The 14,486-nt window shown below is 62.0% G+C and carries 11 protein-coding genes and 2 pseudogenes; all 13 read right to left on the reverse strand.

What is annotated here, in order from left to right; genetic code table 11:
- Positions 1 to 273 precede the first annotated feature (273 nt).
- Positions 274 to 537 (reverse strand): annotated as a pseudogene (locus RIN61_RS24035) (integrase core domain-containing protein); the annotation flags it as partial.
- Between the two features lie 99 nt (positions 538 to 636).
- Entirely contained in the window at positions 637 to 1,392 is a 756-nt protein-coding gene (locus tag RIN61_RS26875) for a methyl-accepting chemotaxis protein (protein WP_390899156.1), read from the reverse strand.
- 102 nt (positions 1,393 to 1,494) lie between these two features.
- A pseudogene (locus tag RIN61_RS26880) lies at positions 1,495 to 2,745 on the reverse strand (HAMP domain-containing protein); the annotation flags it as partial.
- A gap of 98 nt (positions 2,746 to 2,843) precedes the next feature.
- On the reverse strand, positions 2,844 to 4,007 hold the full coding sequence (locus tag RIN61_RS24045) for a mandelate racemase/muconate lactonizing enzyme family protein (RefSeq protein ID WP_274094591.1): 1,164 nt from the start codon (positions 4,005 to 4,007) through the stop codon (positions 2,844 to 2,846).
- Between the two features lie 47 nt (positions 4,008 to 4,054).
- Positions 4,055 to 5,311 carry a beta-eliminating lyase-related protein gene (locus RIN61_RS24050; RefSeq protein WP_313854597.1) on the reverse strand — a complete coding sequence of 419 codons (1,257 nt, stop codon included), beginning with the start codon at positions 5,309 to 5,311 and terminating at the stop codon, positions 4,055 to 4,057.
- Positions 5,295 to 5,789, reverse strand: a complete 495-nt coding sequence (locus tag RIN61_RS24055) for a flavin reductase family protein (protein WP_274094593.1) — start codon at positions 5,787 to 5,789, stop codon at positions 5,295 to 5,297. Before RIN61_RS24055 ends, RIN61_RS24050 begins: the two co-directional genes overlap by 17 nt.
- A 49-nt stretch (positions 5,790 to 5,838) precedes the next feature.
- A complete protein-coding gene (locus RIN61_RS24060; protein ID WP_313854600.1) occupies positions 5,839 to 7,275 on the reverse strand; it encodes an NAD-dependent succinate-semialdehyde dehydrogenase in 1,437 nt (478 codons plus the stop codon).
- A gap of 150 nt (positions 7,276 to 7,425) precedes the next feature.
- Positions 7,426 to 8,574, reverse strand: a complete 1,149-nt coding sequence (locus tag RIN61_RS24065) for an MFS transporter (RefSeq protein ID WP_313854605.1) — start codon at positions 8,572 to 8,574, stop codon at positions 7,426 to 7,428.
- Between the two features lie 60 nt (positions 8,575 to 8,634).
- Complete coding sequence (locus RIN61_RS24070) at positions 8,635 to 10,284, reverse strand: GMC family oxidoreductase (protein ID WP_274094596.1); 1,650 nt, start codon at positions 10,282 to 10,284, stop codon at positions 8,635 to 8,637.
- A gap of 36 nt (positions 10,285 to 10,320) precedes the next feature.
- A complete protein-coding gene (locus RIN61_RS24075) occupies positions 10,321 to 11,403 on the reverse strand; it encodes an ABC transporter ATP-binding protein (protein ID WP_313854608.1) in 1,083 nt (360 codons plus the stop codon).
- On the reverse strand, positions 11,336 to 12,202 hold the full coding sequence (locus RIN61_RS24080) for an ABC transporter permease (RefSeq protein ID WP_274094598.1): 867 nt from the start codon (positions 12,200 to 12,202) through the stop codon (positions 11,336 to 11,338). Before RIN61_RS24080 ends, RIN61_RS24075 begins: the two co-directional genes overlap by 68 nt.
- Positions 12,196 to 13,092, reverse strand: coding sequence for an ABC transporter permease (locus tag RIN61_RS24085; RefSeq protein WP_313854611.1), 897 nt, complete (start codon positions 13,090 to 13,092; stop codon positions 12,196 to 12,198). Before RIN61_RS24085 ends, RIN61_RS24080 begins: the two co-directional genes overlap by 7 nt.
- Before the next feature lie 182 nt (positions 13,093 to 13,274).
- Complete coding sequence (locus RIN61_RS24090; protein ID WP_274094600.1) at positions 13,275 to 14,381, reverse strand: LLM class flavin-dependent oxidoreductase; 1,107 nt, start codon at positions 14,379 to 14,381, stop codon at positions 13,275 to 13,277.
- Positions 14,382 to 14,486: the final 105 nt, after the last annotated feature.

Consider the following 14,486-nt stretch of genomic DNA (forward strand, 5'->3'; position numbering starts at 1 on the left):
TCTCATTAATGACCCAGGGAGATTGATCTGGGCTTTTAATTCTAGGGTGATTGCAAGCTGGCTCAGCTTTAGGCGAGTTTCGTATAACATGTAAATTTATATCTGTCCACCCCCATAAAAACATATAGTGAGCGCCTAACTGAACACCGATGCTGCGCTCCCGTTTCATTTCTGGAGCCAGCGCGCCATCATGAGCCCCGACAGCAAAGTCGATAAAGTCTGCCTTTACCCAAGCCTGTTCATTTTCGAAAAAACACCGGCAGCCTCACCGCCCTAGGTGTTTGGTCTCGGAATGAGGTGGTGCGGGTTAATAGTGAAGCGGTCTGGATGTTGAGTCCAGACCTCACAGATGACCTTGAATAGCGTGCACCAGCGCAAAGTCTTCAGGTGCCTGGCAAAGTTGTAGGCCGTTACGAAAGCCAGCACATGCGCCTTTAGGGCCTCGATACTGCGGTAGTGGAGCGCCTCGATTGTCGCTTCTTTTATCGTCCGGTAGATGCGCTCGACCTGGCCATTAGTCCACGGATGCGCGTCTTTGAAGCACAATGCTCGGCGTTTCCGTCTTTATGCCCCGACCTGAAATAGCGACGTGCAGCAGGTGACAGGATCCCTGCCGTAGTGTCATCGCGGTCATCGTCAAGTCCTGAAGCCAGACATCAGGCGCTGCTGATCATTGGCAAGTCCATTGAGGCTGCTACTGATGGTCGCAGCATGTTCCGAATGGTTCGCCAGCTCCTTCGTCACGTCCCTGATGGCGATGACTGTCTTGCTCACTTCCTCGGATACGGCGCTCTGTTCCTCGGCGGCGCTGGCGATCTGCAGATTCATGTCGTTGATGACGGCCACCGCGGTGTTGATATCATCCAGCACTTTACTCGCCCGTCGTACCTCCTCGACACTGCTGGTGGCCTGGGCATGGCTGCGCTGCATAGCCTTGACCACCACCTGCGTGCCTGCTTGCAACTGTTCGATCACGACACGAATCTCGCTGACGGAGTCCTGGGTGCGCCGGGCCAGATGACGGACCTCGTCGGCCACCACGGCAAACCCCCGGCCGGATTCTCCTGCCCGCGCTGCCTCGATCGCCGCGTTGAGCGCCAGCAGGTTGGTCTGCTCGGCGATCGAGCGAATGACCTCCAGTACCCCGCCGATTTCATCGCTGCTGCTCGCCAGCCCCGAGACATCCTGTTGCGCCTGGTCGAGGTGCCGTGCGAGCTGGACGATCACGTCGCTGGTATGGCTGATGGCCCGCAGTCCCTCCTGGGTTGCTGCGTCCACATCCGCCACGGCGTTGGCGGCCTGGGCGGCACTTTGGGCCACTTCGTGGGACGTGGCGGTCATTTCCTGGGAGGCTGTCGCGACCAGGTCGATTTCCCTGAACTGCTGTTGCATGCCGGATAGACCCGAGGCCGCTACGGACGCGGCCTGGTCCGCGGTCGCCCGTGTGTCGTTCACCGAGCGGGTGACCGCTGCAATGACCGGTTGCAACTTGTCCAGGAAGCGGTTGAACGCAATCACAAGCCGGCCTATTTCATCGTTCTGGTGGTGTCTCAGCCTGTGGGTCAGGTCTCCGTCGCTGTCGGCGATCTCATCGAGTGCGAGTGCGACCCGCGTGATCGGTCGACTGATCGAATGGCCCAACCAGGCGATCAACAGCAATGCGGCCAGGGTAATGCAGCCACCGAGCAGCAGTTGGATCTGCATGCTGCGCGCGGAAACGTCGTCCAGTCGTTGCCCCAGCACCCGGGAGGGTTCCAGGAGGTGGCTTATGGGGACGGAGACAAGCGAGGTCCACCAGGTGCCGTCGGGCGCCTGGAAGGGAGCCACGGCAAAGATGCTGTCCGCCTGGCTGACGATCCTGGCCTTGTCTGCCTCATGCTCACCCTTCAGCAACGCGTCGACGCCGGCATCGATCGTTGCCAGGGGCTTGCCCAGGTGATCTGCGGAAAGGCTATCGGCGGCCACCTGGCCGTCCGGGCTGACCAGCAATACCCTGCCGTAGCCGCCATACAGCTGGCGAGATGCGGTTGTGACGTGGCTTTGCAGGCTGGCCAGGCTGATGTCGACGCTCATCACACCCTCGGCACGTCCGGTGGTGCGCAGCGGCACGGCGACAGTGGCCATCAAGGTGCTGACGCCCGAGGCATCCGTGTAGGTGTAGGGATTGGTAAGACAGACAGCAGAACGCTCGATGGCGCAGGTATACCAGTACGTCGCAGTCGTGCCGTCGTCGATGATCTCCTTTTCGGGGATGGTGTACCCAGGAATGTGGGTCGAGCGGTAAACCGCGAACCGGCCGCGTTCGTTTCCCTCGGCGCTTTTGTCGACGAAGGCCTTGTCCCCCTCGGCCGGTTGTAGCGCCACGCCCACGCCGAAGGGCAGGGGATTCGCTTTCACGTGCATGTCCAGGGCATGGCCGATATCGGCGCGGATCTGGCTCTCACTCGACTGCCTGGCCGTCTGGTTCTGGCGTTCAAGCATGAGCTGCTGGCTCAATGTCGTGCCGAACTCCGTCGCCTGGAGAAAGAATGCCTGGGTCTGCCTGGCCTGGGCGCGCCCGACCTCGCTCAGGTAGGTTTGTGCATCCTGCTGAAGCATTTGCTCACTGGCCTGCTTGACCATGAGTACCGAGCGATCGGACAGATACAAGGCGCTGCCGATCAAGGCGGCAACGGTGGCGGTGATGCAGAGACCGGCCAACAGACAGATCCGTGTTCTGATCGAAAGACTGCTGAAAACTTCCATGAGCGTGTTCCACTGAGCCCCCGCGGGCTCTGTTAGGGTGATGGCTGGCGAGCATGAAAAAGGCCGCGAACGCGGCCTTTTTCGTCAACGGTGGGAAATTACTGCGCTTTGCATTCGGCCCAGAGGAAGGGGGCGATGGCAGCCTGGTCGAGGGTGACCCCCAGACCAGGTTCGGCGGTGATGCCCAGCTTGCCGTCGGCAATACGATCTTCCGGGGCGTTGTTCAGGATCTGCACGTATTTCGGCGAGTCGCTGAAGTACGGGTAGATCTCCATGGTCATGAAGTTCGGCAGGGTCACGCCAACCTGCATGGTCGCGGCGGTGCACAGCGAGCTGGCGCAGTTGTGCGGGGCGACGCGCATATTGTAGGCCTCGGCCATGGCAGCGATCTTCTTGGTTTCGCCCAGGCCGCCGGTGTTGCCGACGTCTGGCTGGACGATATCGACGATCTGTTTCTCGATCAGGCGACGGAAACCCTGGCGGGTGTACAGCCGCTCACCGGCCGCCATCGAGGCCTGGGTAGCGTTGGCGATCTTTTCCATGGCGCCGACGTCGAAGGCATCGCACGGCTCTTCGATCCAGGTGATGCCCAGGTCCTCGTAGCGTTTGCATAGGCGGATGGTTTCGGCAGTGGTCATGCCGCCGCTGAGGTCGATGTACACCTCGGCCGCGTTACCAGTGACTTCCACCAGTTGCTTGACCCGCTGGTAGGCCAGTTCGGTGAACTCGCGGTCATGGGCGCGGCGCTGCACGTGCTGCAGGCGGCCTTTGTCGTCCTGGGTGGCCAGCGGGTAGCATTTGAGCGCCTTGTAGCCGTCCTTCATCGGGCGCTCGGCGGCCTGAGCCCATGAGGCGGCGTCGAAGCAGTGATAGTTCCAGCCGTTGGCGTAAACCGGCACCTCGTCGAAGACCTTGCCGCCGAAGAATTCGTAGATCGGCAGGTTGCTGGCCTTGCCCTTGATGTCCCACAGGGCGGTCTCGATGGCACTAATCCCGGCGAAGACGATGGCGCCGCCACCCTTGGCCCAGAAGGAATTGTCGTACATCTTCGAGTACAGCTCTTCGATGCGGAACGGGTCCGCGCCGATGATGACGCGCTCGCACAGGTCCTTGATCATGCCGGCCGCGGCGGTGGCTCCAAGGCCGTATGCGATGGCGGCTTCACCGATGCCGGTGATGCCCTGATCTGTGGTCAGTTCGACGATGATCGGTTTGACGTAGCCGCTTTCCACCAGGAAGACTTTTGCTGCGATGACTTTCATGTGAGCTCCAGTTTGTTGTTTGCGCTGCAAGGCGGGCTTGCAAGGGGTTATTGGAGAAGTATGTGATCCATGGCGCTGAGCAAGGGCGGATGGTCGGCACACAGCCGGTCCACGCTGGCTATGGCCAGACTCACGGTTTTCAGGTCGTTGGGTTGTTGCAGCGTGGTGCCGATGGCACTGGCCAGGCGTGCGCAGGCCTGGGGATCCAAGCCCCGCATGCTGGCCGGAAGGGTATTGAGGACAAGGTGCGTGTTGTGGAGGTCTAAGCGCCGTTCCAAGGTAATGCCTAGGCGACCGAGCGCCACTTGGGCCTGGCGGTTGGTCAACCCAAGAGGCGTTAGCTCCAGCATCACGGTCTGGGTATCGGTGCCGCCGGAAAACACCTGTAGCATTTGTTTGTTGAAAACCTCGGCCATGGCGCGGGCGTTGTCCAGAGCCATTTGTTGCCGGGCGACCTGCAACGGTGATCTCGCCTGTTGCAGGCAGCGCAGCAGCCCCAACCGTACCCGCTGCGGCATGCTGACGCCACGGCGTTGCTCGAACACCGCCTGGAGCCGGCCGAACAGCGCCTCGTCGCGGGTCATGAAAAAGCCGCCACGTGGACCTTGCAGGGATTTGTGGGTAGCGCCGGTAAGGACGTCGGCCCAGCCAAGGGGGTTGGGATGCAGTCCGGCGGCGACCAGCCCGGCGATCCGTGAGATGTCGATGATCAGCAGCGCGCCGACACGGTCGGCCAAATGACGCAGTGCCCGGTAGTCGTGCATGCGGGTATGGTTTGAATAGCCCGCGACGATGCATCGGGGCGGCGCTGCCAGCACCTGGTCGACCAAGGTCTGGTAGTCCACCAGGCCGTTGCCTTGGAACACTGCACGCTGGCGTACCAGCCGTGGCGTGGTAGCCGAGACGTAAAGCGTGTCAAGGGTGCTTTCCAGTTCTGCGTCGGGCAGGCACAGCACCCTGTCCCCCGGTTGCAGCAGGGCTCGGAACACCGCCTGGTTGGCCTGGGCGCCGCTGCAGGGGGCAAAGCTGGCGAACGGCGCCTCGAACAGATGCCGGGCCAGTGCCCGTAGCTCGCGCGTGGTTTCTTCTGGCCCCAGGCGGTACACCCGCTGCCCTGGCATGCAGTGAACATCGCTGAACAACTCGCGCTGTGCCAGGCTGTCCGACGGGCCGAGGTTAAGCCGACCGCGCTCGGCGCGCCAGCCGATCTTCACGGTACACAGCAATTCCTGCATAAACCCGTGGAGCGGGGTGGCCATCAGGCTCATGCTCAGTGCTCCCAGGTGATCAACGACTGGCCACATACTCGACCGCCTGGTGCAGGCCGCGGCCCTTCCACAGCAGGCATTCGTTCAGGTCCGCTTCGCACAGGGCGATCGACTCGATCAGGCCGACGAAGATCGTGTGGGAGAAGCCGTCGAAGCAGTTTCCGATCCGGCAGACCAGGCCAACGGGTGCATTGTTCAGTACCGGGGCCTTGCCGTTATCCAGGACCCAATCGTCGCGTTCGAAGCGCTCGGCGCCCTTGGCACTGTTGAAGCGGCTGACGACGTGGGCATGGGCCGGTGCCAGCAGGCTGACGCCGAAGTAGCCGTTGTTGAGGATCAGGTCGTGGGCCGAAGCCGTCTTGTTGACACACACGATGACCGACGGTGGCTCGCACGACAGGCTGCACACGGCGGTGGCGATCAGCCCCGCCGGTTGCTCGTTGGCGAAGGTGGTGATGGCGGTGACGGCGCCGGCGAACCGGCCCATGGCTTCTTTGAATTGTTGTTCGATCATGGCGTTGTCCTCGATGAAGGGCCGGCAGCGACCGCCACCGGCCCGTGGGTCAGGCGTGCAGGCAGGAAACGAAATGGGTGTGCAGGTAGCCGTCGAGGGCTTCGCTGCCACCCTCGGAGCCATGCCCGGAGTCCTTGATGCCGCCGTACGGGGTCTCTGGCAGGGCGAGGCCCAGGTGGTTGATGGTGAGCATTCCGGCCTCTACGCCCTGGGTCAGGGCATGGATGTCGGCCTGGCGTCGGGTCCAGGCATAGGACGCGAGGCCGAACGGCAGGCGATTGGCTTCGCTGATGGCCTCATCGAGATGATGGAACCGGATGAACAGGGCTACCGGGCCAAACGGCTCTTCGTTCATGATGGCCATATCGCTGCTGACATTGCTCAGGACGGTCGGCGTATAGAAGTGCCCCGGTCGATCCAGGCGCGCGCCGCCGGTTTCCACGCGGGCGCCCTTGGCCACGGCATCGTCCACCAGGCGCTCCACGGCTTGCAGGCGGCGCTCGTTGATCAGCGGGCCGACCTGGGTCGATGGATCGAGGCCGTCGCCTACCTTCAGGTAGGCCGCCGCATCGCGGAACATCTCGACGAAACGGTCATGTACGCCGTCCTGCACCAAGAAACGAGTCGGGGAGATGCACACCTGACCGGCGTTGCGGAACTTGAAGGCAATCAGTGCAGCACAGGCGGCTTCCAGATCGGCGTCATTGCAGATGATCACCGGCGCATGGCCGCCCAGTTCCATGGTGGCCGGCTTCATGTGCTGGCCGGCGAGGGCGGCGAGGTGCTTGCCCACCGGTACCGAGCCAGTGAACGAGACCTTGCGGATGATCGGGTTGGGGATGCAGTGCGCGGAAATCTCCGACGGTACGCCATACACCAGTTGCAGGGTGCCTGCGGGCACCCCGGCGTCGACAAAGCAAGCGAACATCGCCGCGGGAGCTGCGGGGGTTTCCTCGGGCCCTTTGATGAGCATTGAGCAGCCTGCGGCGAGCGCCGGGGCGATCTTGCGCAGGATCTGGCTGACAGGGAAATTCCACGGGGTGAAGCCAATCGCCGGGCCTACGGGCACGCGGATCGCCTGCTGAGTCACGTTGCTGGCGCGGGACGGGATTACCCGGCCATAGGTGCGACGTGCTTCCTCTGCAAACCAGTCGACCAGGTCGGCAGCACCATTGACTTCCATGCGCGCTTCGGCCAGTGGCTTGCCTTCCTCGACGGTGATCAGGGTGGCGATGGCTTCGCTGCGCTCGCGCATCAGGCCGGCGGCCTTGCGCATGATTTTGCTGCGCTCGAACACCGAGATCGCCTGCCAAGCCTTGAAGCCGGCCTGGGCGGCCAGGAGCGCTTCGTCAAGGTCGGCGCGGCTGGCATGGGCGAAGCGGCCAATGATGTCACCGCTGGCGGGGTTGCTCACGTCGCCCCTCACGCCATCGCCGCCGTTGCGCCATTGACCGTTGATGAGCAGTTTGACTTCTGGATAACTCATGGCATCTCCTGACCGTTCAGTGCATCCCCGGGAATCGCGGGATTTCTTGTTTAGTCAGGAGATAGCAATCGCTATGCCATTTTTTTTATCATTTAAAATCAATGACCTATGAGTTCCTGTCAGCGCTTTCTCAAGAATGAGAAGGCGTTCTCATCCAATGCTAAGGCCGCGTGTCACAGCCGGTCGGGAGAAAAGACAGAGCACCACCAGGGTAGCGGTGAGGCACCAGAACGCGGTGTGCAATGACGTCAGCTCGGACAGATGGCCGATGAAGCCCGGCCCCAGTAGGATGCCCAGGTAGCCGATGGTCGCGACCGTACTTAAGCTGGCCGCTGCGGGCATACGATTCTGTGTCAGTGCGGCACGGAACAGGATGGGTACCGCGTTTGCCATGCCCAACCCGGCGAACGCAAAGCCGACTAAAGCGCCTGTTAGCGACAGGGTCTGGGCAAGCACCAAGCCGAGTAGGGCGAAGGCACTGCCGGCGATCAGCAGCACGCTGTCGCCGAGCCAGCGGGCTAGCCGGTCTCCAACCAGGCGGGCACAGGTCATGGCCAGGGTGAACACGCTGTAGGCGATGCCGGCTGACTCCAGCGGCACGCTGTGGACACCTTCGAGGTAAAGCGCGCTCCAGTCGAGCATGGCGCCTTCGATCAACAGGCAGATGAATGCCAGTGCCGCGAGCAGCAGTACCACGCCCTTGGGCCACAGGAAGGATGCGCTGTCCAGCGCGTCGAGCTCGCGAATCTGATGGTTGCGCGCCAGTAACAGGATCATCAAGGTCACCAGTGCTGCTGTGAGTGCGGCCCACAGGGGCGTGGCACCCTGGTTGAGCAGGAGGGTCACGCCTGCCGCGCCGGCGAAGGTTCCGGCGCTGAACAGTCCATGGAAGCCTGACATCAGCGGTTTACCGGCAGCTTTCTCCACCATGGCGCCTTGCAGGTTGACGCAGATGTCGCCGAGGCCTAGGCAAGCGCCGAAGATGAACAGCGCCAAGGCGAACTGCCAGGCCGAGGAAAGCACCGCGAGAGCGACCAGAGCGGCACTAAAGCACACTCCGGAAAGTTGCATGAGGCGCCTCAGGCCAATGCGTTGGGCGATTCGACCAGCGAAGGGCATGCTCAACAGCGAGCCCAGGCCGATGCACAGCAACAGGCTGCCGAACAGGCCGTCGTCGAGCATCAGGCGTTGCTTGGCGTAGGCCACCAGGGGCGCCCAGGCGGCCATGGTGAAGCCGACGGCGAAGAACGTCAGGCGGGTCGCGCGTTGATAGGCGGGGCTTCCGAATATCGATTGCATGGGGCTTCCTTAAAGAAAGAAGGCCACCCAAGGGTGGCCTTCGTCAATGAATGATCGAGTTCAGACGTGCGCCTTGACCGGCTCGGCCTGCGTCAGGCTTGCACCTTGTGGCGCCTGCGGGAGCAGCGAGCGACGGCCCTTGATGAAGTCGGCCAGGCGCTCGCCGAGCATCATCGAGGGCGCGCTGGTGTTGCCCGAAATGAGCGCTGGCATCGCCGAGGTGTCGCATACCCGCAGGCCTTGCAGGCCGTGCACACGGAACTCCGGATCGACCACCGCCATGGCGTCGGTGCCCATCTTGCATGCACCCGAGGGGTGCAAGGCACCCTGGGCTGTCTCGCGAACGAAGCGTACACGTTCCTCGTGGGTCGACAACGGCTGGCGGGGGCGATGCACATGCGCCACGTAGGGTTTGAGTGCCGACTGTTCCATGATCTCCATGCCCAGGCGGACCGCCTCAGCGAGCTGTTCAACATCGTAGGGATCGGACAGGTAATTCGGGTCGACCCGTGGAGGGCTGTCCGGGTTAGCGTCGCGCAAGCGCACGGTGCCACGTGAGCGTGGTCGGGTCTGGTAGACGTTAACCGTACAACCGTTGCCGCTCGGGGTGGTCTCCGCGCCTTCCTCGACACCGGCGCCAGGCAGGAAGTGGAATTGCAGGTTCGGCAATGGATCGTTCTTGTCGCCGTACCACACCAAGCCACCTTCGCATATGTTGGAGGTGATGGGACCATTGCGGAATAACAGGTACTGCAGTCCGGCCCAGGCCTGCCAGTGCAGTTTCTTGTACTTATCGTAGCTGTGCGCGCCGGTCAGCTCATAGATCAGGAACATGTCCACATGGTCCTGGAAATTTTCCCCCACGCCCGGCAGGTCGTGCACTACGGGGATGCCAACTGAACGCAGGTGTTCGGCAGGGCCAATACCTGAGCGCAGTAGCAGGGTCGGTGAGCCAACAGCGCCTGCGCTGACGATGACTTCTTTCTCGGCGCGCAGCACCTTGACCTGGCCGCCCTGGCGGTATTCCACGCCGTAGGCGCGGCCGTTTTCGACCAGGATCCGCAAGACTTGGCAGCCGGTGCGGATTTTCAGGTTGGGGCGCTTGCGTGCCGGGTTGAGGTAGGCCACCGCTGCGCTGCAGCGCAGGCCGTTGCGCATCTTCACTTGGTAGAAACCGACGCCTTGCTGTTTGCCGGAGTTGAAGTCCGCGTTGAAGGGGATACCCAGTTGCTGCGCGGCCTTGACCCAGCTCTTGGTCAGGTAGTGGGTGGCGCGCTGGTCTGATACGCCCAGTGGTCCGCCCTGGCCATGGGCTTCGCCAGCGAAACGCTCGTTGTCCTCGCTGCGCTTGAAGTAGGGCAAAACTTCCTTGTACGACCAACCTGGGCAGCCCATGGCTTCCCAGTTGTCGTAGTCCTCGGGGCAGCCGCGCATATAGACCATGGCGTTGACCGAGCTGCCGCCGCCGAGTACGCGCCCCTGGACCATTTCCGGCTCGATGCCGTTCTGTTCGCGCTGCGGTTCGAGTTTGTAGCGGGTCAGCAGGTTGCCCTTGGCCGTCTTGAAGTAGGTCACGGGCATGTGGATGTAGGGGTTCCAGTCACGTGAGCCCTGTTCGAGCAGGGTGACCGAAACGTTCGAATCTTCCGTAAGCCGGGAAGCTGCCGCGCAAGCTGCCGGGCCTCCGCCTACCACGATGTAATCAACCAACTTGGGTACTCCTTTTTATTGCTGTAATAGGGGCGATCAATGGGTGAGCACGACCACGGCCTCATCGGGCCACGACAGGCGCACCCGGCTGCCGGGCGCATGCTCGATGCAGGCGACCGGACGGGCCTGCTGGCAGGTGAACAGGCTGTCGCCATGCTTGACCTGGTAGACCACGCGATTGCCGATGAACATGACATCTTCGATGTCGCCGGTAATGGCGTTGTGGCTGGGCGAGGTATCGTCTGAGGCAGCGGCGTCGAGGCGAATGGCTTCGGGGCGGATCGACAGTGACACGCTGGCGCCGGTACTGGCCCGGCGCACGGCCCCGCGGGCACTGAAGAACGCGGTGGATATATCTGCAAGGCCATCGCTAACCCCGCCAACCTGGCCCTCGACGATGTTGGTGTCGCCGAAGAAGCGCGCACAGAACAGCGATTCCGGTGCGGCATAGAGATCCTGAGGTGATCCGAGTTGTTCGATCTCACCCTTGTTCATCAAGACCACCCGGTCGGAAAGGATCATCGCTTCGTCCTGGTCGTGGGTGACGTAGACGAAGGTGGTGCCGGTTTCCTCGTGGATGCGCTTAAGTTCCTTGAGCATGTGATGACGGATCTTCAGGTCAAGCGCTGCTAGCGGCTCGTCGAGCAGCAGTACGTCGGGGCGATTGACCAAGGCGCGAGCCAGTGCTACCCGCTGACATTGGCCGCCACTGAGTTCGTTGATCCAGCGGTTGGCGAAGCTGTCCAGCTGTACCAGGTGCAGCATGGCATTCACCTGCTCCTTGATCTGTGTCTTGGACACGCCTTGTAAGCGCAAACCGAAGGCGACGTTGTCGAACACATCCAGGTGCGGGAACAGCGCATAGCGCTGGAACACCATGTTCACGCTGCGCTTCTCCGGTGGCAAGGCCACGGCGTCGTTGCCAGCGATCAGCAGGCTGCCGCTGGTCGGCGCCTCGAAGCCGGCGATGATGCGCATCAGAGTCGTCTTGCCGCAGCCACTGGGCCCCAGCAGGGTCAGAATCTCACCTTGGCGGATATCGAGGTTGATGTCATTCAAGGCCTTGAAGGGGCCGAACGACTTGTGCACGTTCTGCAGTTGCACGATCGGACGGTTCATGGGCATCGACTCCTGAGGACGAGGTACGGTAGGAAGTTTTTGCGCGGCGCTGCAGCCAGAAGGCGGCGCCGGCGGCAAGGATCACGATCAGCGACAGGGCAAAGGCGACCATGGAGGCGGCGTTGATGGTGGGGTCGACGGTACGCCGCATCATTGACCAGACCATCATCGGCAGCGTGGTTTCATTGCCGCTGACGAACACGGTGATGATCAACTCATCGAACGACAGGGCGAACACCAGGATGGCCGCGCCGATCAGGCTGGGCCGCAGGATGGGCAAGGTCACCATACGGAACGTCTGCATGGGGCTCGCGCCAAGGTCGCGGGCGGCCTCCTCCAGGGAGGGGTCGAAGTAGTCGATCCGCGAACGCAGCGTGGCCACGAAAAATGGCAGCGCGTACAGCGTGTGAGCAATGGTCACCGTGAGCAGCGAGCGGTTCAGGCCCATCTGCGCGAAGGCGCTGAGCAGCGCGATACCCAGGAACAGGCCGGGTAGGGCGATGGGCGCGGCGCAGAGGGTTGCCACCGCTTCGCGAACCTTGCCTTTCATGCGGATCAACGCCAGCGCCACGCTGGCGCCCAGCACCGTGGTTGCCAGCGAGGCCATGCTCGCCACCAGCAGGCTGTTGTACAGCGAACTGCGGAAGGTCTGGCTGGCGAAGATCTGCTCGTACCAGCGCAGGCTCCAGCCTTCGAAAGGAAACACCAGGGACGCCGAGCTATGGAAGCTGAACATCCCGATGACCACGATCGGCGCATACAGAAACAGCAGGTAGAACCAAAGATAGAGCCTCAGCATGATGCGTGCTCCTGCTCGTGGAAACGTAGTCCCGGCGCCAGGCGCAGTGCCCGCAGCAGTTGGGTGAAGACGACGTAGATGCCGATAAACAGGGCCAGGGTGATGAACGCCATCGCCGCACCCAGCGGCCAGTTACCGGCGCTGCGGAACTGGTTGGCGATCAACAGGCCGTTGGTCACCCCGTCACGTCCGCCGAGCAACTGCGGGGTGATGTAGTCGCCGGCTGCCAGGATGAAGGTGAACATGAAGGCCGAGACGATGCCTTTATAGGCCATTGGCACGATCACCCGCAGCAGCACCTGGGTGCGTGTCGCCCCTAGGTCGCGGGCAGCATCGAGGTAGTCCTGTTTCACGTCGCGCAGCGCTGACACCAACAACAGCAAGGCGAAGGGAAACATGATGTGAACCAAGGTGATGATCGAGGCGAAAGGGCTGAAAAGGAGGAACTCCAGCGGCTGCTGGATCAATTCCCACTGTATCAGCGTGCTGTTGATCAACCCGTTGGTGCCGAGGATGGTTCGCCAGGCGTAGACCCGTACCAGGTAACTGGAAAACCAGGACAACAGGATCAGGTAGAACGCGGCGTTGCCGCGGGCACGGTAAACGATGTAATAGGCCGCCGGAAAGCTCAGCACCACCGAGATGATGGCCGTCCACAGCCCGTTGTTCAAGCCGGTGAGACCGGTGCGCCAGAAGCCCGCTGCGGTGAGGGTTCGGATGTAATTATCGAGATTGAGAGTCGGTTCTATCACGAAGGACCGCGCGGTCCAGAAGCTGTACAGCAACAACAGGATGCAGGGGAACACGAAGAACACCAGCATGAACGCCATCGACGGCGCGGCGAGCACCGTACTCAGCGCTGTCTGGCGTTGGGTAATGTTCAAAGCCATGGCAACTCCTCGGCCGCAAGGCCACAGCAGCCTCGCCCGGGCGGGCGAATTGATCGAAACCTCATTGTTGTAATGAGTGCTCCCCGGTGAGGGGGAGCACCGTGCTTCTTCGGCAGTTCAAGGTGAAACCGATCGGGCGACTGCTCCGGTCGCCATGGCCGGGCTCAAGGGCCCGGCCTTTGTCACGCTACGTGCTTGAGCGTGGCGCAGTAGTCGCGCAGTTTCGGCATGACCGACTCACTGAGCAGACGCAGCGACTTCTGGTGCAGAGCTGGGTTTTCCCAGTCTTTCTGGGTGGTCAGCAGGGTGCCGAACGGTACGCCGACGTAGTCTACGAAGGCCACCAGCTTGTCGAGCACGGTTTTCGGCGAGCCGGACATGACCATCCAGTCCAGGCAGTTTTGCCGGGTGACTTCGCTGTCCGGGATTTCTGCCGACGGTTTGAGGATGCGCTGCATGTTGAACGCTGCCATGTCTTCGACGATGTAGTCGTAGTACCAGCCGTAGGTGCTGTCGGGGCGGGCCAGGTAGTCGGCGGCTTCCTGGTCGGTATCGGTCACCAGGATCGAACGGGCGATACGCCACATGGCCGGGTCTGGGCGACGTCCGACTTTCTCGCAACCGATGACGTACTGTTCCCAGTGCGATTTGACGTGCACTTCAGGGATGAAGTTGGCACTGACGATGCCCCAGCCGCGTTCGCCGGCTTGGCGCGCACTGCTCGACGATGGACTCATCACCGAGATGGCCAGTGGTGGGTGCGGTTGCTGGAACGGTTTAAGCATCGGCCCGAAGCCCAGCGACGGGATGATGTTTTTCTCCAGCTTCACATTCCAGTACTTGCCCTGGATGTTGTAAGGCGGGTCCGAGGCCCAAATCTTGTGGATGATGTCGACCGACTCAGTGGTCATCTCAGCGCGATTGAGGTCTTGCGTGCCGAACAGTTCCATATCCGAAACTAGGCCGCCAGGGCCTACGCCCATGATCAGACGGCCGCCGCTGAGGTGGTCGAACTGGGCGACGTCACCGGCGACGGTGGCCGGGTGGTGCTGGGGCAGGTTGAGTACGCCCGTGGCGAACTTGATGTTCTTGGTGGCGTCGAGCAGGGTGGCGAAGAACTGCAACGGGTTGGCCACTGGCTCGGAACTGCAACTGTAGTGTTCACCGACCCAGACTTCGCTGAAGCCAAGTTGGTCGGCGAGGATCGCGGCCTCGCGGTCCTGTTGCAGCATTTCGGTATAGTTACGCCGCGGGTCGTGCAGCGGCATCATGAACAGACCGAGTTCCATAGTATCTCCTGGCTTCGCTTGTTATTGGTGGTGTCGACGTCAGGGCAAGCTGGCGATGCGTGGTCGCTGGCAGCCATCCGTAACAGGACTTAGCAACAAGGATGC

The sequence above is a fragment of the Pseudomonas inefficax genome (assembly GCF_032164165.1).
In the GTDB taxonomy this organism is placed as follows: Bacteria; Pseudomonadota; Gammaproteobacteria; order Pseudomonadales; family Pseudomonadaceae; genus Aquipseudomonas; species Aquipseudomonas inefficax.